At 58.5% G+C, this 23,649-nt stretch carries 18 protein-coding genes; 10 read left to right on the forward strand and 8 right to left on the reverse strand.

All coding sequences use genetic code 11. The features are described from left to right. Positions 1-30: 30 nt before the first annotated feature. The 3 genes from holA to leuS are packed head-to-tail and all read right to left on the reverse strand — an operon-like array spanning position 31 to position 4,216. A complete protein-coding gene (holA, locus tag BQ9846_RS11835; RefSeq protein ID WP_075881160.1) occupies positions 31-1,089 on the reverse strand; it encodes a DNA polymerase III subunit delta in 1,059 nt (352 codons plus the stop codon). Beyond that, positions 1,086-1,622: an LPS-assembly lipoprotein LptE gene (locus BQ9846_RS11840; RefSeq protein WP_075881161.1), complete on the reverse strand. Its 537-nt coding sequence runs from the start codon at positions 1,620-1,622 to the stop codon at positions 1,086-1,088. The genes holA and BQ9846_RS11840 overlap by 4 nt, the downstream gene beginning before the upstream one ends. After that, a complete protein-coding gene (gene leuS / locus BQ9846_RS11845; protein WP_075881162.1) occupies positions 1,619-4,216 on the reverse strand; it encodes a leucine--tRNA ligase in 2,598 nt (865 codons plus the stop codon). Before leuS ends, BQ9846_RS11840 begins: the two co-directional genes overlap by 4 nt. A gap of 219 nt (positions 4,217-4,435) precedes the next feature. On the opposite strand from leuS, the gene BQ9846_RS11850 reads away from it, so the two are divergent. Beyond that, positions 4,436-4,939 (forward strand): zinc ribbon-containing protein, encoded by a 504-nt coding sequence (locus tag BQ9846_RS11850; RefSeq protein ID WP_075881163.1) that lies wholly within the window; start codon positions 4,436-4,438, stop codon positions 4,937-4,939. Between the two features lie 10 nt (positions 4,940-4,949). Here the strand turns inward: BQ9846_RS11850 and BQ9846_RS11855 are convergent, their stop codons facing one another. The 4 genes from BQ9846_RS11855 to BQ9846_RS11870 all read right to left on the reverse strand — a co-directional run bounded on the left by BQ9846_RS11855 (position 4,950) and on the right by BQ9846_RS11870 (position 12,195). Further along, positions 4,950-6,266, reverse strand: a complete 1,317-nt coding sequence (locus tag BQ9846_RS11855; RefSeq protein ID WP_075881164.1) for a hypothetical protein — start codon at positions 6,264-6,266, stop codon at positions 4,950-4,952. Positions 6,267-6,474: 208 nt separating this feature from the next. Further along, positions 6,475-9,678: an efflux RND transporter permease subunit gene (locus tag BQ9846_RS11860; protein ID WP_075881165.1), complete on the reverse strand. Its 3,204-nt coding sequence runs from the start codon at positions 9,676-9,678 to the stop codon at positions 6,475-6,477. A 1-nt stretch (position 9,679) separates the two neighbouring features. After that, positions 9,680-10,798, reverse strand: a complete 1,119-nt coding sequence (locus BQ9846_RS11865) for an efflux RND transporter periplasmic adaptor subunit (protein ID WP_075881166.1) — start codon at positions 10,796-10,798, stop codon at positions 9,680-9,682. Between the two features lie 83 nt (positions 10,799-10,881). Further along, entirely contained in the window at positions 10,882-12,195 is a 1,314-nt protein-coding gene (locus tag BQ9846_RS11870) for a TolC family protein (RefSeq protein WP_075881167.1), read from the reverse strand. A 275-nt stretch (positions 12,196-12,470) separates the two neighbouring features. On the opposite strand from BQ9846_RS11870, the gene BQ9846_RS11875 reads away from it, so the two are divergent. After that, complete coding sequence (locus tag BQ9846_RS11875) at positions 12,471-12,689, forward strand: hypothetical protein (protein ID WP_075881168.1); 219 nt, start codon at positions 12,471-12,473, stop codon at positions 12,687-12,689. A gap of 91 nt (positions 12,690-12,780) precedes the next feature. On the opposite strand, the gene BQ9846_RS11880 is transcribed toward BQ9846_RS11875, so the two are convergent. Continuing rightward, complete coding sequence (locus BQ9846_RS11880) at positions 12,781-13,689, reverse strand: LysR family transcriptional regulator (protein WP_075881169.1); 909 nt, start codon at positions 13,687-13,689, stop codon at positions 12,781-12,783. A gap of 205 nt (positions 13,690-13,894) precedes the next feature. On the opposite strand from BQ9846_RS11880, the gene leuC reads away from it, so the two are divergent. The 8 genes from leuC to trpB all read left to right on the forward strand — a co-directional run bounded on the left by leuC (position 13,895) and on the right by trpB (position 23,641). Further along, positions 13,895-15,346 carry a 3-isopropylmalate dehydratase large subunit gene (leuC, locus tag BQ9846_RS11885; RefSeq protein WP_075881170.1) on the forward strand — a complete coding sequence of 484 codons (1,452 nt, stop codon included), beginning with the start codon at positions 13,895-13,897 and terminating at the stop codon, positions 15,344-15,346. A gap of 3 nt (positions 15,347-15,349) precedes the next feature. Beyond that, positions 15,350-15,997 carry a 3-isopropylmalate dehydratase small subunit gene (gene leuD, locus BQ9846_RS11890; RefSeq protein ID WP_075881171.1) on the forward strand — a complete coding sequence of 216 codons (648 nt, stop codon included), beginning with the start codon at positions 15,350-15,352 and terminating at the stop codon, positions 15,995-15,997. Positions 15,998-16,037: 40 nt separating this feature from the next. Continuing rightward, complete coding sequence (gene leuB / locus BQ9846_RS11895) at positions 16,038-17,120, forward strand: 3-isopropylmalate dehydrogenase (RefSeq protein WP_075881172.1); 1,083 nt, start codon at positions 16,038-16,040, stop codon at positions 17,118-17,120. Between the two features lie 71 nt (positions 17,121-17,191). After that, positions 17,192-18,304, forward strand: a complete 1,113-nt coding sequence (asd, locus tag BQ9846_RS11900; protein WP_075881173.1) for an aspartate-semialdehyde dehydrogenase — start codon at positions 17,192-17,194, stop codon at positions 18,302-18,304. A 155-nt stretch (positions 18,305-18,459) separates the two neighbouring features. Next, positions 18,460-20,709 (forward strand): FimV/HubP family polar landmark protein, encoded by a 2,250-nt coding sequence (locus tag BQ9846_RS11905; RefSeq protein WP_075881174.1) that lies wholly within the window; start codon positions 18,460-18,462, stop codon positions 20,707-20,709. Positions 20,710-20,730: 21 nt separating this feature from the next. Further along, on the forward strand, positions 20,731-21,663 hold the full coding sequence (truA, locus tag BQ9846_RS11910; RefSeq protein WP_075881175.1) for a tRNA pseudouridine(38-40) synthase TruA: 933 nt from the start codon (positions 20,731-20,733) through the stop codon (positions 21,661-21,663). After that, positions 21,663-22,319, forward strand: coding sequence for a phosphoribosylanthranilate isomerase (locus tag BQ9846_RS11915; protein WP_075881176.1), 657 nt, complete (start codon positions 21,663-21,665; stop codon positions 22,317-22,319). Before truA ends, BQ9846_RS11915 begins: the two co-directional genes overlap by 1 nt. Before the next feature lie 134 nt (positions 22,320-22,453). Then, positions 22,454-23,641 carry a tryptophan synthase subunit beta gene (gene trpB, locus BQ9846_RS11920; protein ID WP_075881177.1) on the forward strand — a complete coding sequence of 396 codons (1,188 nt, stop codon included), beginning with the start codon at positions 22,454-22,456 and terminating at the stop codon, positions 23,639-23,641. The last annotated feature ends 8 nt before the right edge of the window (positions 23,642-23,649 follow it).

The following is a 23,649-nucleotide window of genomic DNA, read 5'->3' on the forward strand; positions in this document are numbered from 1 at the left end:
GTTTTGCTACTACCTGCAGCGTTGATTAACTTAATGCAAGCGATAGGTCCAAGCGGACTCAGCCAAAATGCCACGCCCCCCGGCGAGGGTAAAGGCTAAATCATGCAGGCCGGGCCATAAAGGCACTGGGGAGGCGCCTTTTACCGCGAGGTCTAGACGCTGTGCCATTAAAAGTAATTTATGCAGGCGCTTCATCGGCAGGCGGGCAATCGCTTTTTGGTAGGCCGGGCGGCGTTTGTCAAAAATCATCGGCTTTTGTGCCTTGCAGGCGTGCTCGAAGCTTTGGCCCTGGTCAAGATGTTGATGAATCGACAGCAGTGTGCGTAGTTCGCGGCTAAGCGCCCACAGCACAATAGGCGCCTCTACGCCTTCGCTGCGTAAACCGTGGATAATCCGGGAAGCGCGACTGGTTTCCCCTTTTAGGCACGCATCGGCGAGGTTAAAGACATCAAACCGTGTGCTGTCTTCGACGCCTTGGGCGATACTCTCAACGCCCACGCGCGCATTGGGCGGCAGCAAAAGGGCCAACTTCTGTAGCTCTTGGTCCGCCGCGAGCAGGTTGCCTTCGGTGCGTTCCCCCAAAAGCCGAGCGGCGTCTAAGTCAAGCTGCAGCCCGTGCCGTCCGGCGCGGTCACGCAGCCAAAATCCCAAACGCGATGGGTCGACTGGCCATAACGGGACAAAAAGTCCGTGTTTATCCAGCGTTTTGAACCAGGCGCTTTTTTGTTGTTTGGCATCAAGCTTGCCCATGCTGATCAACAGCACATCGTCGCTCTGGGCAAGCTGGTCGGCGTACTGGGTGAGTGCCTTGGCACCGTCCTGCCCCAGCTTATGGTTGCCTAGGCGGAGTTCAATGAGCTTGCGTGTGGCGAACAGCGAGAGATTGCTCGCCACTTCCAGCAGTTTTCCCCAGGCAAAGTTGGGCTCGACATCGATGACTTCGCGTTCGTCGACACCGGCTTCTCGCGCTGTTTGTCGCACGGCATCGCACGCATCACGGTGCTGCAGCGGTTCATCACCGGCCACTATCACGACGCTGGGCAGTTGCTTGTTCAGCGCAGCGGGCAGTTGGTCAGCGAAGACTTTCACACGCGCAGCGCCTCAAGGGTGGCTAAGCGTTCGATAATGCGCTGCGCGAGCTGCCTTGAAAGTTCTTGGCGCACCTCGTCAATCAACACATCACGGTTAAGAAGGTCATCGTCATTAACGCGCTGGTCGGTCGAGACGCTCAGCTGTTCATTGTTTAGCACATAGGCATTGTTGGAGCGTTGCTGCAGGGATACCTGTGCGTTCAAGGTAAACTGATGCTCGCGGCTACCGCGTCCTTCGGCGCCGAGTCGACGCTCAACGAGTTCAGGCGTGCCCAGGGTAAGCCGCCAAGGGGCGTCTTCGCGCATGCCCGTGCCGGTAGCTTTTAGCTGCGCCTGCAGCGACTGGGCGACGTCGCTGCGGGTATCGCCTTCAAGCGCGAGGTCGGGCAGCTGCGGCTGGCTTTTGGAGCCGCGCAATCTGAAGCCGCAGCCACCCAGCACGACCACCGAGGCGGCGATCCCGGCGGTTACTCCGTGCTTGATGAAGCGGCGCCGTGTTAAGGCGCGGCGGTTTAGGGGCGCTTGACTCATCCGCCGACCACAATGTTGACAAGTTTACCCGGTACGACAATCACTTTACGCACGGTTTTACCTTCAATGTGACGCTGAACGTTTTCATCCGCCATGGCCATCTCTTCAATAGTCGCTTTGTCGGCAGTGGCGGGAGCCTGAAGTCTGGCACGCAGTTTGCCATTGACCTGTACCACCAGTTCAATGCTATCGCGTGTGAGGGCTTCTTCATCAAGCTCAGGCCAAGCGGCGTCAATCGCAGGCTCCGTATGGCCCAGCTGCTGCCAAAGCGCGTGGCAAGCGTGGGGCGTAATGGGGGCCAGCAGTAGGACACAGGCTTCGATGGCTTCACGCGTTACCGCTAAGCCTTGGGGCGAGGCGTCTTGGTTATCGCTTTGGAAGCGTGCCAGCGCATTGGAGAGCTCCATCACGGCGGCGATGGCGGTGTTGAACGTGGTGCGTCGGCCAATATCGTCGCTGGCTTTTTTGATGGTTTCGTGGGTTTTGCGCCGCAGCGTTTTCTGCTCCTCGTTGAGGGCGCTTTTGTCCAAAGCGGCAGGCTCGCCGGCTTCTAGGTGCTCGTTCACCTGGCGCCATAGGCGTTTAAGGAATCGATGCGCGCCTTCAACACCGGAGTCGGACCACTCCAGCGACTGCTCGGGGGGAGCGGCGAACATCATAAACAGGCGTACGGTGTCAGCGCCGAACTTATCGATCATCGACTGCGGGTCGACGCCGTTGTTCTTGGATTTCGACATCTTTTCGATGCCACCCATTTCCACCGGCTGACCATCTTTGAGCAGAACCGCACTGATCGGGCGGCCTTTCTCGTCGCGCTTGACCTCCACATCGGCGGGGTTGAACCACTCCTTGCCGCCGTTGGCGGTTTCACGGTAGTAGGTTTCGGCAATCACCATGCCTTGGGTGAGCAGTTGCTGGAACGGCTCGTCGCAATCGACCAGGCCGAAATCGCGCATCAGTTTATGGAAGAAGCGAGCGTAGAGCAGGTGCAAAATCGCGTGCTCGATACCACCGATATAGAGATCCACCGGCAGCCAGTAGTTGGCGCGCTCATCGAGCATGGCGTCGGGGTTATCGGCGCAGCAAAAGCGTGCGTAGTACCACGAAGACTCCATGAAGGTGTCGAAGGTGTCGGTTTCGCGCACCCAGCCATCGCCAAGCTCGGAAAATTCCGGCATCTTCTTGAGCGGCGAGCCGGAGGCGTCAACGGTGACTTCCATCGGTAGCTCCACCGGCAGCTCGTCGTCGGTGAGCGGCACGGTTTCGCCTTCGGGGCCGTACTTGATCGGAATCGGCGCGCCCCAGTAGCGCTGGCGAGCCACGCCCCAATCACGCAGGCGGAAGTTGGTTTTGATATCACCCTTGCCCATCGCCATCAGCGCCCCGGCGATCGCCTCGAACGCGTGCTTAAAGTCCAGGCCGTTAAACTCACCGGAATTGATCAGCGTGCCGTACTCGACATAGGCGCCTTCGGAGAGATCGGGCTCGTTGCCGTTTTCATCGGCGATGACCGGCTTGATCTCGATGCCGTACTTGGTGGCAAACTCCCAGTCGCGCTGGTCGTGGGCAGGTACCGCCATGACGGCACCGGTGCCGAACTCCATCAACACGAAATTGGCCACAAAGACCGGCACCTTATCACCGGTGAGCGGGTGAACGGCGTAATGCCCGGTGGGAAGGCCTTTCTTCTCTTTGGTGGCCATTTCCGCCTCAGAAGTGCCGCCGCGGGCACACTCTTCGCGGAAAGCGGCAAGCTCAGCGTTGCCTTCCGCCGCCTGCTTAGCCAGCGGGTGATCCGCCGCAACCGCGACGTACGTTACCCCCATTAGGGTATCGGGGCGGGTGGTATAGACCGAAAGGGACTCATACGCTGCGCCGCTGCCGTCTTCGATAGCGAAACTCAGCTCAACACCCTGGGATTTGCCGATCCAGTTGCGCTGCATCGTCTTGACCTGCTCGGGCCATTCGACATGCTCTAGGTCGGCCAGCAACTCCTCGGCGTAGTCAGTGATTTTCAAAAACCACAGTGGGATCTCTTTGCGCTCTACCAGCGCGCCGGAGCGCCAGCCACGCCCCTCGATCACCTGTTCGTTGGCGAGTACCGTTTGGTCGACCGGGTCCCAGTTCACCGTCGACATTTTTTTGTAGACCAAGCCTTTTTCCACCAGCTTGGTAAAGAACCACTGCTCCCAGCGGTAGTAGCTTACGTCGCAGGTGGCGAACTCACGGCTCCAGTCGTAGGCAAAGCCAAGCGCTTTTAGCTGGTTGCGCATGTAGTCGATATTTTGGTACGTCCACTTGGCGGGCGGCACCTGGTTTTGAATCGCGGCGTTCTCCGCCGGCATGCCGAAGGCGTCCCAGCCCATGGGCTGCATCACGTTTTTGCCCTGCATACGCTGAAAGCGCGAGACAACATCGCCGATGGTGTAGTTGCGCACGTGACCCATGTGCAGCTTGCCGCTAGGGTAGGGGAACATGGAGAGGCAGTAGAATTTTTCGCGGTTGGCATCTTCTACGGCCTTGAAGCACTGATGCGTGTCCCAATACTGCTGAGCGTCACGTTCGATATCACGAGGGCTGTACTGTGCGTCCATCGGTTTATTTCATGCCTTGGGTGCTCGCCCGACTGACCGGGCGCGGTGAATGATAAAAATCGAATGTTAGATGCTGAGTGCGATTGTATCCTATGAAAGGATAACCTTGAACGGTAACTCACCGCGCAACACGAGAAGTGACGGCTAACGCCGAATTGCTAACGACCTAGCTTTTAGAGATTAAACGTGTAGAAACAGTGTCTAAAAAAGGAGAACGACATGGCAGAGCATAACGATAATCGCCTGCGCGAAGGTTACGAGCGCCTGCTTGAGCGGATGAAAGAGGGCGCCGATGAGCTGACATGGGAAAACCTGCAAAAGGATCTCGATGAGGCGGTCGAGTTTGAAAGTGAGTTGGAGGAGTTCACCAAAGATGAACTCTCCCTATTGCGCGCTTGGGTAGAGCGCGATCTCAAAGACATGCGCTACTTCATGGCCGATACCGGTAAGCATGTAGCGAATTGGTTAGGTATTGATGTGAGTAACGTCTCGCGCCGCGTCGCCGAGTCGCTACTGTCGATTGCCGATCGCAGCATCGTTGAGCGTGAGCGCTTTGATGATGACCTGGAAGCGGCCCGAGCCGACTACTTCGAAGGCGAAATGGCCGCACCCGGCAAGATGGCCTGCGTTCACTGCGACGCACCGGTGGTCTTGGAAAGCGTGGCGCGTATCGAGCCCTGCCATCAGTGCGGGCACCGCTATTTTTATCGCGTAAACGACTAGGCGCTATTTATTAGATGTTGAGCCACGCTGCCAGAAGTGCAATGGCGACGAGGACTAATAGGCTCATCACGGCGGCGTAGGGCAGGTTATCGCGCATCATGCGATAACCGCTCACGCCGTAGCGCCCCTGTAGCGAGAGATTAATCCCCGACAGCGGGCCGACGCTGGTGCCTACCGCCCAGGCGGCCAGCGCCACGAAGGCAAACAGCGTCTGCTCCGCGCCCTCAAGGGTGAGAATCGACGCTAAAATCGATACCCCGATAATGGGATGCAAGCCCGCCAAGGCACTCAGGGCGATCGCGGCAAAGCTTATCATTGCCTCCCCCATACCGAAGCGAGTGAAAAGACGCCACTGCTCACCGGTCATTGCTTCCACCAGCGTAGAAAGTCCTAGGGTGAAGAGTCCTGCCGCAAGGAATAGCGAAATTTCGCCGCGCATCGCGGGCAGGCGGGTCAAGGTGTGTTGGCGTACACGGTGCAGGGTAAACCGCGGCCCAAAGGGGAGGTTGCTCAACAGCGCGACCAACGGCAGCAAGAACGTAATGATGCTGACAATAGTCAGGTGAGGGGTTAGCCAGAAGTGAAAGAGCATCACCAGAGCCGCCATTCCCAGCGGCATCAGTAAGCTTTGCGGCGAGAGCGAAAAGCCCGCCACAGCGGTCAGATCAAATCGTCGGCGTAATTCCCAAGTAGTGAAAAGCCCCGATACCATCGCCAGGGGAAAACCGATGAGCGCCACACTTGTGTACTGCATCTGCGGGGCGAGCCCCATGACGACCCCCATGGAGGCGAAAAACGGCGACCACAGTGCCGCACTTGAGAGGCCGCGATTAAGCGCCAGCAGCTGTGGGGCGGTTAGCGGCGCCCGTTTCGCCAGGCGGTCGCCGACCATAAAAACGGTTGAGAGGTTTAGAATCGTGCCAAGAAAATGCACCCCCAACCAAGTTCGCAAGATGCCACCCGCCCCCGAGACCCGGGCCCCGGGAGCCCCTTTGTTACCTTGTGTCCCGATCAAGCCAATAAAGCTTACGCCCACAAGCATCGCCACCACATAGGCGTTTTGCTTCAATACTCCAGGCCACGCCACTGCTGCGTCATAGCCTACACGCGCTACGATGAGCATTCCCAACCCAAGGGCTATCAGCACGCCCGCCTGGGTTCTGGAGCGCTTGGGAATATCAGGCCAGAGCAGCATCACCGCCAACCAAAGGGCATAGCTCACCGGAAGCTCGGTGGCGACCACGCCGGTAAAGCCGGTAATTTGTGCCAGGAGCCCAAACAAAATTAGTACGCCGGCCCACCGCTGTCTCGGGAGTGTCTCTTCCATGGAGGTATCCTAATATGGCCTTCGTCAGCGAAAGGGATTGCTCGCGTGCTAGGCAGGGCTATCGCAGTTAACACACAACACAATGTTGGTTCGATCGTCTCTGCTACTTCCGCTCGCCCTGAGCCTGTCGAAGGGCGTGTCAGCGTTAGCACAACGCCTTATCCCCTTCGACAGGCTCAGGGTGATCGGGTGTTGTGCTGTTGAGGCACTAACTGCAATAGCCCTGGCGTGCTAGATTATTGGATCGGTTAAACGCCTGGAAGTACAGCAGAGGAATCAACACCAGCGTCAGTACAGTGGAGATAAGCACCCCGCTGGCCAGGGTGAGGCCCAGGGGTTTTAGCGACGGTTCAAAGACCAGCACACCGCTACCGAACATGACGGTGGCGGCGGTCAATAGAATCGGACGAGTACGTTGAATGCCCGCCTGAATAACGGCCTCTTTTAGCGCCATTCCCTCCTCCTGGCGCTTTTCTATGAAATCGACCAGTAAGATGGCGTTGCGCGTTACGATGCCCCCGAGGGCGATGACCCCAAGAATACCGGTACCGGCAATATTAATGCCAAAGGCCCAGTGCGCGGGGATAACGCCGATAAACACCAGCGGGATCGGCAGCATTATTAAAAGCGGTAACCGGTAAGAGCGGAACCAGCCCGCCAGCAACACGTAGATCAGTACCATCACCACCAGCCCCGCCATACCTAAGTCGCGGTAAACATCACGGGTCATCTCCCACTCGCCGGACCAGTAGAGTACTGGCTCGCGCGCTTGATTAGGCGGGGAAAACCAGCGGATATCCATGTCCGATTCCCCTATGCCGCGAAGAGATTCCAGTTGGACGGTAAGCGGCTGGGCCACGGAGCGATCTAGATCGGCGAATACCGTGGTGACCGGCATAAGCTCCCGGCGAAAGCGCGTCTGCTCACCCGGTGTAGGGGTAAAGTCCACCAGCGACGCCAAGGGTATGGAGCGGCCGTCAACGCTAGTTACATACAGGCTTTTGATCGCTTGCTCACTTTCCCTGTCGGGTTTGGCTAGGCGCAATATAATCGGGATGGGCTCGCGCGAATGGGGCATCCCCGACCAGTTTCCCAGCGTTTCACCATGAATCGCCATCGCCAGGGTGCGGATCACCTCGGCGGGAAGTACACCGAAAGTGGCGGCCCGCTCAGGATCAATCTCTATGTGGATTGAAGGTAGCGCGGAGGAGGGTAGTTGCTGTGTGGAAACCACGCCCTCTTGCTCGCTAAGCCACTGCTCCACGCGGTCGGCAGCGGCCTGGCGTGCAGCCGGATCTGCGCCATAAATTTCCGCGGTGATAGCCCGATCGCTACTGGGGCCAGAGGGAATGCGGCTGATGTGCCCTTGTCCCGCATACGGGGCCAGCCAATGGTCGAGATGATGGGCGATCTCTCGACTGATGGCGTAGCTCTGACGTTCACGTCGGTTGTTCGGAACGAGTTCTACATGGAGCGTAAGGTCTCGTGGTGCTTTCTCTTCAGGGGCGTAAAGCGTTTCCGGCGGGTAAATCATCGGCGCCGAGAGGCCCGAGTAGAGGGTAACGGCGTTGACCTCCGGAATATCGCGCAAATGGCGGTTCACCATTGAGGCAGCGGTTAACGACTCGCTCAGCGTCGATTCGGGTGGTAACTCGATATTCACCGCGAACACGTTGCGATCAAGCAGCGGTGTGAGCCCTACCTGAACGACGCGCAGGCCAATCAGCGAGAGGCTCGCTAGGAGCAAAACGCTTAGGGTGAGATATAGGCACCGGCGAAGAGAGGTGTAGGCAATAAACGCGGAGAGTAAACGGCGGTAAAAATTGACCCAATGGGCTTGGTTTTGGGATGCCTCTGTGGCATCGGAATCGTGGTGATTTTTGCGTTTTTTCGCTTGTTGGCGACTGTCGACCTTGAGTACACGAAAACCAAAATAGGGTGTGATCGTCAGGGCCACCAAAAGCGAAAAGAGCACGGCCGCCGAGGCGCCAATAGGAATCGCGCGCACATACTGGCCCATTTCGCCGCTGATATAGGCCGTCGGCAACAACGTCGCTACCACCAGAAGGTCCGCCAGGATCGTCGGGTTGCCGACTTCGTTAACGGCTTTCACCGTTAATTCACGGCTTTTTTCTCCGGCATGTTGAAAGTGGCGGGCAACATTTTCCAGCATGACCACGGCGTCGTCGGAAAGAATGCCAATGGCGAGAATCATGGCCGCGATCGAAACCGGGTTGAGGGTAAAATCGAAACGGTTATACAGGTAAGGCACGATGGAGAGCGAGGCGGGCATCATGATGGCGATCACCAGCGCGGCCCGCCAGCCGAGCCCTAACCAGATAATAACCACCACGACCAACGTGCCAGACAATAACTGCACCAATACATTGTACACCCGCTCTGTGGCATCAATGCCGGCATCGTGGCTTACCGTTAGCTGCACCTCTGAAGGCAGTGAGCGCTTGGCGAAGCGATCCAGGCTTTCCTTAAGCTGACGAGTGACATCGCTCACGTTCATCCCCTCAAGGGTCGTTACCGCCAGCGTGACCGCAGGGAAGGGCGCCGATTGGCCCTTTTGCCAATGCAGAGCCGCCTGATTCTCCTCAATGCGGCCATTTTTAATATTGGCCACTTCGTCTAAGTACACCGGACCTCCGCCATCATCACCCACCGCTAAACGGTTAAGTTGTTCAAGAGTCTCGAGCGTCATGCCTACTTGGAGGTCGGTCGTTGGTGGACTTTCTAGCCGACCAACGGGCACTTGTTGGTTCGCGCCAACAATCGCTTCGCCCAACTGGCCTAAGGGGATATTGCGCGACGCAAGTGCGGTGGGGTTAGGTAGCACCTCAATGGCCGATTGATCCCCGCCAAAGCGTTCGACACTGCGCACGCCGGGAACCCTCTGGAGTTCTGCGGCGACCTCGGTCGCTATGTCATCAAGACCGCCAAGGCTTGTGGTTTTGCTGCTGAGGGTGGCCAAAAACACCACAAGACGACTCTCGCCAAAGACCTGGATGCGGGGCGTTTCGGCGGTTTGGGGGAGGTCTCCGGCGCGAGCCTGAAAAATTTCCTCTAGCTCGGCGAAAGCCGTTGGTTTGGGGGTTCCCGCGGCAAACTCCACCGAGAGCAGAGCGGCATGGCTGGCACTGGCGCTGCGTACTTCCTCGACTGACGCGATCTCGCGCACCCAGGCTGCTGTTCGGCGCGCTAGTTGGTTGTCAACTCGCTCGACGCCGGCCCCCGGCCAGGGCAGCAATACCGTCGCGGTGGGAACATCGATGTCGGGGCGGTCTTCGCGTGGGGTGACAATCAGCGCATAGCCGCCTAACAGTAAGCAGGCGACGACAAAAAGGGGCACCACCGGCGAGTCAAGTAAGCGGTTGGCGATATGGCCAGCAAGTCCCAAACGCAACCTACTTCTCCTCGGGGCGTTGGGCGGTGGATTGAAGTGAAACCGCCTGGCCGTCACGAAGTGACGGGACGGGGTTAAGCACCACCCGCTCACCTACCGCCAAGCCTTGAGTGACCGGTATGAGGTTATCGGCGCCCGCGGGGGGTGTCGCTGTCTTTATCCAGCGCAGCTGCAGTGTGGGGGTGTCGGTTGATGCCTCCACCACCAACACGCCGGTGAGCTGGCCCCGGCGGATCAGCGCCTCTTGCGGCACACCAACTCGAGTGGTGTGTTCTTGCTGTCGCTTGGGAGGGGGAATCGGGACGGTCACGCTGACGACGTGCCCGGGCACGAGGCGTGCGGGCGGGGTCTCAACGGAAAGTCTCAAACGCTGGCCGGTGCCTTGATCGCTTAGGGCGGGGATCACGCTGACCAGACGCGCCTCGGCTATGCGCTCGCCGCCCATAAGCACCGCAAGCCGCTGGCCAGCGGTCAATATATCCGCCTGCTCACGGGAAACTGGCACATCAATGTTTAACCGGTGACGCTGTTCAAGCGCCACGATCGGCTGGCCTGGGCCGACAAAGCTGCCGGCATCCATCAGGGTTTCGGAAACGTGCCCAGCAAACGGGGCGGTGATACGTGTGTAGTCAAGGTTAGCCCGCTGCGCCTTGAGTTCGGATTGAGCGGCCTGCCGTTGGGCCTTCAGCTCGCTGAGTTTGACATCCGCCTGCTCGGTGCGCACTCGGGCGATCAGGTCCTCGTCATAAAGGCGGTGGAGCCGTTGGCTGTTCAACCTTGCTTGCGCAACGGCCGCTTCTGCCGCAGTGACGTTTTCGCGAGCCGCGGCAATCGCCGCTTCCACTTCGCGCGCATCGACGGTAGCCAGTAATTCACCTTTGGCGACGGCGTCACCTGGCGCAGCGGGTACGGAGGTCAAGGTGCCCGCGACCCGCGTGCTGAGAAGGGCCCTTTCCCCTGGGCTGACCACGCCGGGAAGCTGACGGGTCGTGGGGTGGGTCCAGGCGACGGTTTCGGCAACCTCAACGGTGGCTGTTTCGTCGCTGTTGGTTGTTGTTTCGGGTGCCTGGTCGCTGCAACCCGCCAGACCACCCGCCGTGAATAAAGCGATGAGCAGCAAACCAGCAGCGCCTGCACGCTGAGAGTGAGACCATGCTTTCAAAGACCGTGTTTTCAAAGACCGTGTTTTCAACGACAACGCTTTCATGGGCGCTTGTCCTCCAGCGCCAGAAGGGGGTCGTAACCGTGCTGAAGGTAGTAGTTCATGCCGGCCAGAACGCCTTGATAGCGCGCATTAATCAGCGCCAGGCGTTCACGTTCAAGCCGCGCCTGGGTGGTGAGCAGCTCGGTCATGGAGCCTAGGCCCTCTTCATAGCGCCGCTTCGCTAACCGTGTGGCCCGTTGTGCCGCTTCTTCGGCTGTTAACGCCGCATGCCAGCCGGCCCATCCGGCTTCCCAGTGGCTCACGGCAAGGGCTTGCTCGAGCTTGATTCGGCGGCGCGTGTCATCGAGCTCCACCCGGGCTTGGCGTGCTTTTGCTTGAGATTCGTCGATGCGCCCCTCACGGCCGAGCCCATCAAAAAGCGTCCACTGCAGGTTGACCGCGAGCAGCCAGCCATCGCCATGGGTGTTCAGCGGCGCCTCGCCATCGATCCACTGCTGACGCGCGATCAGGTTGAGGTTGGGTAGCCACTCGGCTTGCGACGCTTTTACATTGCTGCTGGCGGCCTCGGCGGCGAGTTCGCTGGCGCGTAGATCCCTGCGTTCCTGTGCGGCGTCAATCTCAGTGGGAGGTGGTGGCGTGGGCAGTTCGCTTGAAAGGGCTACATCATCCTGGCTCGAGGGCATGCCCAGAAGCTTTTTCAATGTGAGCTGTGCCTGCTGTTTTTTTGCTCGCGCTTGCGCCACACGGGCTTGGATGGCGGCGAGTTCGGCGTCGGCTTGTTCGGTATCCAGACGCGAAGCCAAGCCTTCTCGATAGTTGGCATGGGCGAGCCTTGCGGTGGCCTGGGCCGCTTGCTGGGCCGTTTGCAGCGCCTGTACGCGCTGCTGCTCTCGAATGAGAGTAAAGTAACGCCGCGACACCTCCAGGCGGATGGCCTGGTGCCCCCACTGCTCCGCATGGCGGCGAGCGTCCACGTTTAATGCCGCGCTTTGGCGAGACTGAATGGCGTCCGCATTAAATAAAGGCTGGACGATTTGAATGCCGGTCAGCGTGCCTTCGGCGGGGCCGAAATCTCGGCGCTCGAGGGTGGGAGGAAGTGCCAGCGTGGGCACTGGTACGCCAGTAAGGTAGGAGGAGTCCGCTCTCAGCCAGGTAGCGTCGGCGCTGATCGTGGGAAGGTAAACCTGGGCGGTTTGTCGGTGCGCGGCTTCTGCCTTCTGGGTTTCAGCAGCTAGGGATTGCAGGGTAATAGCCTGTTTCCGAGAGATATCCAGCGCCTCTTCCAGTGACAGCGCACTGACTGATGTGGGGACCAATAAAGCGGACAGTATCAATACCCATGTGAGTCGCAACAAGGTTCCCTTTTTGCTCATAGTCCGTGAATGCTGTCTGTTTTTTGAGAGTTTGGCGCCTTGTGGAGCAGTAAGTGAGCGCTTCATGAAAGTAGGTTAAGCAAAAGGTGATGCCAATAAAACGCAGTCTGTTTGGCTTCTAAAGAAAGTGCAAGAGAGACTAAGCCCCGCGTAAGGTTTTTATGCTGCGTTCCACCAAGGCTGGCACAGACCTGAATCCAGCTAGCCTAGCGACAGGTCTACAGCATCTACCCAACGATACAAAGAGGTGCGACATGAAAATGAAGCTATGGACCGCGGGTCTATTCGCAAGTCTGATAATGGCCGGTTCTGCTCTCGCCATGGATTCCGAAACCATCGAAAAACATATGGCCGAAATTAACGACAAATATCTTGTGACGGCCGAGGAGGAGGGTAAAACAAAGGCGCTTGAGGAGAAGGTCGCTGAACTTGAGGCCATGATCCAGCTGATACTCGACGACCAAGACACCTGATCATCATTAAAGCGTGATCCCGAACCCCGACGCCTTCGCGCCGGGGTTTTTCGCATGGGATGATCTAGCCGCCGTTTGATTCCGCTGGGGTTTATGCCTTTGTTTGCGTGGTTTCGTCGTTTCTGTTGCTTTCCAGCGCTTCAATCATTTTTTCGGCGGCGTTGGAGAGCGTGCGGTTAGTGTGAACCAGATAGCCTAGCGGGCGGTGGATAGGGGCGGTATCGACGTTGAGCGCGTAAAGCTCACGATCCAGCATTTTCTCCGGTAGCAGGCTCCAGCCCAGTCCAACGCTGCACATCATTTTGAGGGTTTCCAGGTAATTGGTGGACATGCTCACGGGAAGCGTAAGCCCCGCTTGGGCAAAGCGCCGCTCGATGAGCGTGCGGGTAAAGGTCTTCGCGCCGGGAAGTACGCCGTTGAAGCGACACATAGCGGCAAGCGTCAAGGCGTTGCCCTGTTGGCTTTGCTGCGCAAGCGGGTGGTCGTGGGCGCAGACAAAGCCCATGCGATCGCGCCAGCACTCCACGACATGCAGTTGCTCGACCGGCTCAGGGGCGAGCGTGACGACTGCCATTTCTAGGGTGCCATCCAGCACGCTCTGATACGCCAGCTCCGAGTCCAGAAAATGCAGGTCCAGCTCGACATTCGGGTGGCGCTGGGTGTATGCCTTAAGAATCGGCGGCAAGCGGTGCAGGCCGATATGGTGGCTGGTGGCGAGGGTTAGGCGCCCGCTTACATGGCCGGATAAGTTGGCCAGCGCCCGGCGGCTATCCTCCACGGCGAGCAGAATTCGTCTTGCCTGAGGCAGCAACAGCTGACCCGCCTCGGTGAGCGCGATGCGTCGCCCGATACGATCAAATAGCCGTGTGCCGACTTGGGTCTCCAATACCGCGATACGTTTGCTCACCGCTGGTTGCGTCAGGTGCAACTGCTCGGCGGCGCGAGAGAAGCTTTGCGTATCGGCCACGGCCAAAAAGGCTTGCAAGCTTTGGGTGTCCATTTGTATTCCTTTTTGGAATCCAATCTATAAATAACATGAATTGCATTTATTATCGCGGCGAGCAACACTGTTGCCAACAACAAGCTTTCGCGTGTCGGGCCTTTAAAGCGCACGCATGTCTGGCGTGCCGCGGTGAGACAAGCGCGTGATGGTTAATGATCGAGATCAAGACCGACTAAAACAGGGCGCAAGCCCGGGAGAGAACATGGCAGGTCAAACGCTTTACGACAAACTGTGGGAGCAGCATTTGGTCAAGCAGCGCGATGACGGAACAGCGCTGATCTACATCGACCGCCATATGCTGCACGAAGTGACGTCCCCTCAGGCATTTGAAGGGTTGCGTTTAGCCGGTCGCAAACCGTGGCGCCTGGACGCGAATCTGGCGACGACTGACCACAATGTGCCGACTACCCGTGAAGAGCGCGCCCAGGGCAATCAGGGCATCAAAGACCCGGTATCGCTGATTCAAGTGCAAACGCTCGACGACAACTGCGTGGAGTACGGCATCACTGAGTTCGGTATCAACGACCCGCGCCAGGGGATCGTTCACGTGGTGGGACCCGAGCAGGGGGCGACGCTTCCGGGTATGACCGTGGTCTGCGGTGACTCGCATACCGCGACCCACGGGGCGTTCGGTGCGCTGGCGCACGGCATTGGCACGTCAGAGGTGGAGCACGTGCTCGCCACCCAGTGTTTGTTGACGCAAAAGATGAAGAACATGCAAGTGCGCGTCGAAGGTGAGCTAGGCCTTGGCGTCACCGCAAAAGACGTGGTGCTGGCGATTATTGGCCGGATCGGTACCGCCGGCGGTACCGGCTACGCGATTGAGTTTGCCGGTAGCGCCATTGAATCGCTTTCGATGGAAGGGCGTATGACCGTCTGCAACATGGCGATCGAAGCGGGCGCCCGGGTCGGCATGATCGCCGTCGACGACACCACGATCAACTACATCGGCAAGCGCCCCTATGCACCGACCGACGAGCAGTGGGACGCGGCGGTAGCCGATTGGCGCAACCTGGTTTCCGATGCGGATGCGGTGTTCGATAAGGTCGTGACGCTGAAAGCCGAGGATATCGAACCCCAGGTGAGCTGGGGAACAAGCCCCGAGATGGTGACCGGTATCTCGGGCCAGGTGCCGGATCCTGCCGCCGCCCCAGACGACACCGTACAGCGTAGCCATACTCGCGCGCTTGAGTACATGGGCCTGCAGCCGAATCAGAAAATCACTGATATTCAACTGGATAAAGTCTTTATCGGCTCTTGCACCAACTCGCGCATTGAGGATTTGCGCGAAGCGGCCAAGGTCGCCAAGGGGAAAAAAGTGGCGGACAACATTAAACTCGCCATGGTGGTGCCCGGTTCCGGTCTGGTGAAACGTCAGGCGGAAGAAGAAGGGTTGGATAAAGTTTTCATCGAAGCTGGCTTTGAGTGGCGCGAGCCGGGCTGCTCCATGTGTCTGGCGATGAACGCCGACAAGCTCGGCGCGGGCGAGCACTGCGCGTCCACGTCCAACCGTAATTTCGAAGGGCGCCAGGGCTATGGCGGCCGCACCCACTTGGTCAGCCCTGCGATGGCGGCCGCTGCCGCGATTGCCGGTCACTTTGTTGACGTTCGCGGTCTGCCCGCCAACGATGCCACGCACGCTCAGGAGGCTTAAACAGTGAAAAAGTTTGAACGTTTTGAAGGCGTCGTGGCGCCGCTGGATCGTGCCAACGTCGACACCGACTTGATTATCCCGAAGCAGTTTTTGAAGTCGATCAAGCGCACCGGCTTTGGCGTTAACCTGTTTGACGAGTTGCGCTACCTTGATGAAGGGCAGCCGGGCCAGGACTGCTCCGAGCGTCCGTTGAATCCCGATTTCGTACTCAACCAGCCGCGCTATCAAAACGCCGAGGTGTTGCTTGCCCGGCGCAACTTTGGCTGCGGCAGCTCCCGCGAGCACGCCCCCTGGGCGCTGGAGGATTTTGGCTTCAAGGTCGTGATCGCCCCCAGCTTCGCGGATATTTTCTACAACAATGCGTTTAAAAACGGCTTGTTGTTGATCACGCTGGGAGAAGACGAAATCGACCGTCTTTTCCAGGAAGTGGAAGCGCGCGACGGCTATACGTTGGATGTTGATCTGGAAAATCAGCGCATTATCACGCCACGAGGCGAGATTCTTGAGTTTGAGGTGGATGAGTTCCGCAAGCAGTGCCTGCTTGAAGGCTTGGACGATATCGGCATCACGCTCAAGGATGAAGACGCCATACGCGCATTTGAGGAAAAGCATCGCCAAAAGCGTCCGTGGCTGTTTCGCCAGACCGCTTGATAGTGATTAGTATTAGTTTAACGCGCCTTAAGGATATTGCATGACTCACAAGGTTTTACTTCTGCCGGGAGACGGCATCGGCCCAGAAATCGCCGTGCAGGCCAAGCGCCTACTGCACGCCTGCCAAGACGCGGGCCTGGATATCGATATTGACGAAGCGCTGGTGGGCGGCGCGGCCTATGACGCTCATCTTGACCCTCTGCCGCCGGAGACATTGCAAAAGGCCAAAGCCGCCGATGCGATTCTGCTTGGCGCTGTGGGCGGGCCTAAATGGGACACCCTGGAAGATCTCTCCAAGCGGCCAGAAAAAGGGCTTTTGGGGTTACGCAAAAATCTAGGCTTATTTGGCAACCTGCGTCCGGCAATGCTCTATCCGCAGCTGGCGAGTGCGTCGAGTCTCAAGCCGGAGCTGGTGTCGGGGCTGGATATCATGATCGTCCGGGAGCTGACCGGCGGCATCTACTTCGGTCAACCGCGCGGTATCGAGGTACGCGACGGGCAGCGCGTCGGCTTTAATACCTACATCTACGCCGAGTCCGAGATCGAGCGTATTGGGCGCGTCGCCTTTGAGATGGCGCGTAAGCGGGGCAAAAAGCTCTGCTCGGTGGATAAGGCCAATGTGCTGGAAGTCACCATCCTCTGGCGTGAAGTCATGAACCGCTTGGCGCAGGAGTATATGGACGTTGAATTGACGCACATGTACGTCGATAACGCCGCGATGCAGCTGGTGCGTGAACCTAAGCAGTTCGACGTGGTGGTGACCGGCAATATGTTCGGTGACATTCTCTCCGATGCCGCGGCGATGCTCACCGGCTCCATCGGCATGCTGCCCTCCGCCTCGCTCAACGAGAGCGGCCAGGGAATGTACGAGCCGTGTCACGGCAGCGCGCCCGATATCGCCGGAAAAAATCTCGCCAACCCGCTGGCAATGATGCTCTCGGTGGCGATGATGCTACGCTACTCTTTGGCTGAGAACGCCATGGCCGAACGCATCGAAGCGGCTGTCGGCAAGGTGCTGGATGACGGTTTGCGCACAGCGGATATCGCCTCCGAAGGCATGCAAACAATCGGCACCGATGCCATGGGCGATGCCGTCTTGGCAGCATTTGCTCAGCAAGCGTAATGTGTGCGGCCCTGACCAATGTACAAAAGTATGTATAATAAAGGGCACATTCTTTATCGGAGGACTTCACGATGTTGAAAGTCGGTTTTGTAGGATGGCGGGGTATGGTCGGCTCTGTGCTGATGGAGCGCATGCAGGAAGACGGTGATTTTAACGGTATCGAGCCGATTTTCTTCACCACTTCCCAAGTAGGCCAGGAGGCCCCCGATGTCGGCGTGGACGTGCCTCCGCTGAAAGACGCTTTCTCACTCGACGAGCTTAAAGCGCTCGACGTTGTTGTCACTTGCCAAGGCGGTGATTACACCAAAGAAGTCTACGGTGATCTGCGTAAAAGCGGCTGGCAAGGCTACTGGATCGACGCCGCTAGCACGCTGCGTATGGACGATGACGCGACCATCGTGCTCGACCCGGTTAACCGCAAGGTGATCGATGCCCAGCTTGCCAAAGGCGCGAAAACCTTCGTCGGCGGTAACTGCACCGTCAGCTTAATGCTAATGGGCCTAGGTGGCCTGTTCGAAGCCGATATGATCGAGTGGATGACCTCGATGACGTATCAGGCGGCCTCCGGGTCCGGCGCCAAGCACATGCAAGAGCTGCTCATGCAGATGGGCGCGCTGCGCGATAGCGTGGGTGAGGAGCTGAAAGACACCTCCAGCGCGATTCTGGATATCGACCGCAAGGTCACCGCGGCCATGCGCTCAAACGCTTTTCCCACTGACAACTTCGGTGCGCCGCTGGCGGGCAGCCTCTTGCCCTGGATCGATACCAAGCTCGACAACGGCCAGAGCCGCGAAGAGTGGAAAGCGAGCGTTGAGACCAACAAGATTCTGGGCCTGCAAGATAACCCCGTGCCGATCGACGGTATCTGTGTCCGCGTTGGCGCCATGCGTTCGCACAGCCAGGCGTTCACCATTAAGCTCAAGCAAGACGTGCCGATCGATGAGATCGAAGATCGCATCGCCAAGCACAACGATTGGGTCAAAGTGATTGCCAACGAGAAAGACGACACCATCGCGGGACTCACACCCGCCGCCGTGACCGGCACGTTGGATATTCCCGTTGGCCGCCTGCGTAAGTTAGCCATGGGCGGTGAATATCTCTCCGCGTTCACCGCGGGCGACCAGCTGCTTTGGGGCGCAGCCGAGCCGCTCAAGCGCATGCTGACGATTCTCCGCGAGCAGTAAAACCGCAGTACCTACGCTAAGACGTTGAAACGGGGGCCACTATAGGCCCCCGTTTTTGTGCGCATCCGTGTAAGCTATGGTAAAAAGAGCTTAACACATTGAGTTGATAAGCGATTTCCCGCGCGAGTGACGAATCTTATGAAGCAGGGGCGTTCATGAAATCACCAATTACACTAGCCGTGCTGTTCTCCCTGGCCGTGTCGAGCTCTATTTCAAGCTCTGTCGCGCACGCGCTTGGAGTTAGCGACGCACAGGTTGGGTCGGCGCTGAATGCCCCTTTAAGCGCTTCCATTCCTCTTGTCGACGCGGGCCAGTACTCGCCAGAGGAGCTTGAGGTTAGATTAGCACCGCGCAGCGCCTACACCTCGGCGGGGCTTGAGTGGAGCGATGTGATCGCTGATGTCAGCGCTGAGCTCCAAGGCCAGCCACCGACGATACGACTAACCTCATCGCAGCCGGTTAATGAGCCCTGGCTGGATGTGCTGTTGGTGATCGAGTCGCCCTCGGGCTCCCATGCCCATGAAATTACCCTGCTGTTTGATCCTGCTGACTATCCGGCCTCGGATGTGCCGGCACGCGAATCGGCGTCTCAGTCTCAATCGCAAGCGCAGGCACAAATATCCAGCCGTCAGGGTGGCGAAAGCCGGGCGGGCGCTAGCCGTCATACGGTAAATGCGGGTATGAATAATCCCGCCTATGTGAACAGCGGCGATACGCTTTGGAGCGTCGCCGAGCGGCTAAAACCCGACCAGGCAAGCGTCCAGCAAATGATGGTGGCGCTGCTTGAAGCCAATCCTGAGGTGTTTCCATCCGGGAATATTAATTCCATGCGGGCGGGGTTTACCTTAAACGTGCCCCGCGATGCCCAGGTCATGCGGCGTTCGGCCGAGGCCTCTGCGGAGACCATTGAGGCGATGAATACCGCCTGGCGCAATCGCGACAATGGCTTGGCGTCGGTGGCGTTGTCCGAACCGGAAACCGCCTCGGCACCCGAGGAAGAGGCAACACCTGATGCCCCAGAACAGGCTGACGATGGCACTGCTGGTCCACGCATTGATGACGCGGCTATCGTCAGTGCCGAAGCGGTTAACCCGGGAGAAGAGAGCGCTACGTTGGCTGAGCAACTTGAGGAAAGCCAGGCGCTTCTATCTCAGCTCATGGATGAGCGTGAACAGATGCAAAATGAGCTTGAAGGGCTAAGGCGTGAAGTGTCTGAACTCACCGAGGCGCTAGCCCAATCAAGCGCAGGCAGCGTTTCATCCACTGGCAGCGGCGCGGACAGCGTCGAAGTGGATAGTGGTGAAGCGGAGAGCGTGCCTCCGGTCGAAGCGCCTCAGCGCCAGGATATTCAGAGTCAAGCTGCTCAGAGTCAAAATACCCAGAGCCAAGAGAGCGAAGTGCCCGCCTCGGCAAGTAACGGTGAAGCGCGTGGTTTTCCATCGCTACCAGAGCTGATGGAAAATTACCGCTGGACCTTAATAACAGCCGCCTTGGTGCTGCTGCTTATTTTGCTGCTGTTAAGGCGTCGTCGTCAGGCAAAAGAGTGGGAAGACGTGGAGACCATGCCCGCAGGAGCTAGCACCTCGGCTAAGCCCCAAGCGGCCGTGGCATCGCCAGCGGCAAACCCGCAAGCGAGCGTTCCCGCCTCTGAGGCGCCAAAAGCAGAATCGGTCTCTTTTAGTGCGGTGGAGGAGGACCTGGAAACCGACCCTTTCAGCGACCCCTCGCCGACCATCTACGCGGCGCAAGAATCACACGCTGACAGGGCGAAAAGTGGCTCGACGTCACCCGCTTCTGAAGGTCGCCATGAAGCGCCTGAAAATCGTCCAGGGTTTGAAAATAGCAGCGACGAACCCGAGGCGTATGACCTCGGCGAACCGCTTGAGTGGGAAGCCGATGACGATGACGCACTGGAGCGTAGTCAAGCGGCCGGGCTCGCCTCGCAGCGCAGTGCCGCATCACGCGAGTCGTCTGAAAAAGAGCATCAAGCCGAGCAAGCGCCAGAGGCATTCGCTGACGACGGCGAAAAAGCGCCGGCCGAGCGGGAAGAGGCGGCCGAGACAGAAAAAGAGGCAGAAGAACCGCTGACAGCGCCGCCGTCGCGTGAATCGTCTCCTAGCGAGCAAAACGCTTCGGATTCGCGCTTTATTGATTACCAGCCGCCCTCATTAAGCGCTGAGCCGGCAGCACCTCGCGAGGAGACGCCGATGCAGCCAACGGTAGAGTTTGAGCCGGTCTCAGCGGCAAAGCCTGCGCAGAAAACGCCAGAGCCGCCCGAATCTTCTTCTGAAAAAAAAGGGCACAAAACGTCGACATCAGATCGCGATTCACCGCTTGGCGAAGGTTGGGAGATTGAAGAGGTAGCATTCAAAGCACCAGGTCGGGATAATGCGCGCTCCTCTTAACCCTTAACGTATTGTGAGTCGATGACGCTGTTTGATCGCTTTGATGAAAGCACACCGCTAACCGGACGCATCGCCATGGGAGTTGAGTACGATGGTACTCACTACTGCGGTTTTCAGCGGCTAAGTCACGCCGCCTCGGTTCAGGCGAGCCTAGAGAAGGCGCTTGCGCGAGTAGCCGGTGAACCGATAACGGTTCACGCCAGCGGCCGTACTGATTCTGGTGTGCATGCCACTCGCCAAATCGTGCATTTCGATTCGCCGGTGGCGCGTAGCGAAAAAGCCTGGATTTTTGGGGCCAATACCAACTTGCCAAAAGATATTGCGGTGCGTTGGGTAAAAACCGTACCCGACACCTTCCATTCGCGCCTGAGTGCGCTCGCACGCCGCTATCGCTACCTGTTGATTAATCAGCTCAATCGACCGGTATTGGAGCGCGCCAATGTCACCTGGTGCCGCGACCCTTTGGATGCCGCGGCCATGCACCGCGCCGCTCAGGTGCTGGTCGGTGAGCATGACTTTTCAAGCTTTCGTGCCGCGGGCTGTCGCTCGAAAGCGCCTTGGCGCCATCTACACTTTATCGAGGTCAGGCGCCACGGGGCCTTCGTTGTGGTCGACGTGCAAGGCAACGCCTTTTTGCACCATATGATTCGCAATATTGTCGGCGCGTTGGTGAGTGTCGGAAGAGGCTCCCAGGATGAAGCCTATATTGGCCGACTACTGGCGCTGCGCGACCGTAAGCAGGGCGATGTCACCGCGCCCGCGTGTGGCTTGCACTTTGTGGATTCGCGCTATGACGAAAGTTTCGCGCTGCCCCAGGAGCCACTGGGACCTAATCTCCTAGCGTTTACCGGCGAGTGGACCGGCGAGCGGGAGATTCCCGACTCGCCGATGGTGCGCCATCGGCGAGGTCATGCACCATCGGCTTACGAAGCGAGCAAGCAGGAGAGTGCATAATGCCCCGCGCTATCAATCGCACGCGCATCAAGTTTTGTGGGTTAACGCGCGCCGAGGATATTGCCCATGCCGTCAATCTGGGTGTTGATGCGATCGGTTTTGTGATGTGGCCAAAAAGCAAGCGGAGCATTAGCGTAGAGCAACTGGCCGAGCTTGCCGCCTGTGTACCAGCATTTGTGACCCGTGTCGGGCTTTTTGTGGATCAGCCGGCCGATGTTATCGAGCGCTGCGCGCCGTTTCTGGATCTGTTGCAGTTTCACGGCGACGAACCGCCCGAGGCGTGTCAACGCTATAAAATGGCCTGGATGAAAGCGCTGCGAATGCGCGACGGCGTTGATTTACACCATGAAGCTGCCCGCTACCAAGGAGCGAATGCCTTGCTGTTAGACGCCTATCGACCCGGCGTGCCGGGGGGCACTGGCGAGACCTTCGATTGGTCAAGAATTCCCGCAAACTTAGCAAAACCTGTTATCCTCGCAGGTGGTTTGACGCCGGGTAATATTGGCGCCGCCGTTCAACACGTAGCGCCTTATGCCGTCGATGTTTCCGGCGGCATTGAAGTCGCACCGGGTGAGAAGGACGTCGCGAAAATGCAGGCGTTTGTTGAGGCGGTAACGGCCGCGAACGTAGCACCTTTCACGCTGCCTGATGTCTAGCCCTTTGCTGTAGTGTGTTGGTCCATATTCTGTTGCCGATGTTGGCGATCTTGTGAGGTACCCCTGTGACTGGTTTATCAACGACTAGCTCTGCACCGACTGGCTCCACGTCAAAATTTAGTCATTTGACCCAAATGCCCGATGCCCGTGGTCACTTTGGCCCCTATGGCGGTCGCTTTGTGTCGGAAACGCTGAGCTTCGCGCTGGAAGATTTGGAAAAGATCTACGCAAGCTTGCGCGATGATCCCGCCTTCCAGGCCGAGTTTGACCGCGATCTGGCCCACTACGTCGGGCGCCCGTCACCGCTTTACCACGCTGAGCGATGGTCGCAGAAACTTGGCGGGGCGCAGATATGGCTTAAGCGTGAAGACCTCAATCACACCGGCGCGCACAAGGTTAACAACACCATCGGTCAGGCCCTGCTAGCGAAGAAAACCGGCAAGCCGCGGGTTATCGCGGAAACTGGCGCTGGCCAGCACGGGGTCGCCTCCGCCACCGTGGCGGCGCGTTTGGGCCTTGAGTGCGACGTCTACATGGGGGCCGCTGACGTCGAGCGCCAGAAACTCAACGTTTACCGCATGCACCTTCTCGGGGCGCGCGTGATTCCAGTAGAGTCGGGCACGCGCACGTTGAAAGACGCCATGAACGAGGCGCTGCGTGATTGGGTCACCAACGTTGATAACACGTTCTATATTATCGGCACCGTTGCCGGTCCTCACCCGTATCCGCTTTTAGTGCGCGACTTTAACTCAGTGGTGGGGCGTGAGGCGCGCAAGCAGTCACTGGAACAAATGGGCCGGTTGCCCGATGCGTTGATCGCGTGTGTGGGCGGCGGCTCCAACGCACTCGGTTTGTTTTATCCCTTCGTCGAGGATGAAGAGGTGGCCATGTACGGCGTAGAGGCCGGCGGCGACGGCGTTGAAACCGGTCGCCACGCGGCGCCCCTCGCCTCCAATGCCCCGCGCGGCGTGCTGCATGGCAACCGCACCTATTTGATGTCGGATGAGGCGGGGCAGGTCTCCGATACGCACTCCATTTCCGCGGGGCTTGATTATCCTGGCGTTGGGCCGGAGCACGCGCTATGGAAGGACGTGGGGCGGGTCAATTACGTGGCGGCCAACGATAAGGACGTATTGGAAGCCTTCCGTGAGTTGACCCACATGGAAGGCATCATGCCAGCCCTGGAGTCGGCGCACGCCCTGGCATACGCCAAGGTGCTGGCGCCTACCATGCGACCCGACCAGCATATCGTGGTGAACCTCTCCGGCCGCGGCGATAAAGACATCATGACAGTCGCTAAGCTCGATGGCCTCGAATTTTAAGGGATGGT

Origin of the sequence: Vreelandella massiliensis, from assembly GCF_900155385.1 — a bacterium.
In the GTDB taxonomy this organism is placed as follows: Bacteria; Pseudomonadota; Gammaproteobacteria; order Pseudomonadales; family Halomonadaceae; genus Vreelandella; species Vreelandella massiliensis.

What these genes read in the sequence shown, in the direction of transcription:
- BQ9846_RS11840 (WP_075881161.1), bottom strand. Translation starts at nt 1,622, where the DNA reads ATGAGTCAAGCGCCCCTAAACCGCCGCGCCTTAACACGGCGCCGCTTC.
- leuS (WP_075881162.1), bottom strand. Translation starts at nt 4,216, where the DNA reads ATGGACGCACAGTACAGCCCTCGTGATATCGAACGTGACGCTCAGCAG.
- BQ9846_RS11850 (WP_075881163.1), top strand. Translation starts at nt 4,436, where the DNA reads ATGGCAGAGCATAACGATAATCGCCTGCGCGAAGGTTACGAGCGCCTG.
- BQ9846_RS11855 (WP_075881164.1), bottom strand. Translation starts at nt 6,266, where the DNA reads ATGGAAGAGACACTCCCGAGACAGCGGTGGGCCGGCGTACTAATTTTG.
- BQ9846_RS11875 (WP_075881168.1), top strand. Translation starts at nt 12,471, where the DNA reads ATGAAAATGAAGCTATGGACCGCGGGTCTATTCGCAAGTCTGATAATG.
- BQ9846_RS11880 (WP_075881169.1), bottom strand. Translation starts at nt 13,689, where the DNA reads ATGGACACCCAAAGCTTGCAAGCCTTTTTGGCCGTGGCCGATACGCAA.
- leuC (WP_075881170.1), top strand. Translation starts at nt 13,895, where the DNA reads ATGGCAGGTCAAACGCTTTACGACAAACTGTGGGAGCAGCATTTGGTC.
- leuB (WP_075881172.1), top strand. Translation starts at nt 16,038, where the DNA reads ATGACTCACAAGGTTTTACTTCTGCCGGGAGACGGCATCGGCCCAGAA.
- asd (WP_075881173.1), top strand. Translation starts at nt 17,192, where the DNA reads ATGTTGAAAGTCGGTTTTGTAGGATGGCGGGGTATGGTCGGCTCTGTG.
- BQ9846_RS11905 (WP_075881174.1), top strand. Translation starts at nt 18,460, where the DNA reads ATGAAATCACCAATTACACTAGCCGTGCTGTTCTCCCTGGCCGTGTCG.
- truA (WP_075881175.1), top strand. Translation starts at nt 20,731, where the DNA reads ATGACGCTGTTTGATCGCTTTGATGAAAGCACACCGCTAACCGGACGC.
- BQ9846_RS11915 (WP_075881176.1), top strand. Translation starts at nt 21,663, where the DNA reads ATGCCCCGCGCTATCAATCGCACGCGCATCAAGTTTTGTGGGTTAACG.
- trpB (WP_075881177.1), top strand. Translation starts at nt 22,454, where the DNA reads ATGCCCGATGCCCGTGGTCACTTTGGCCCCTATGGCGGTCGCTTTGTG.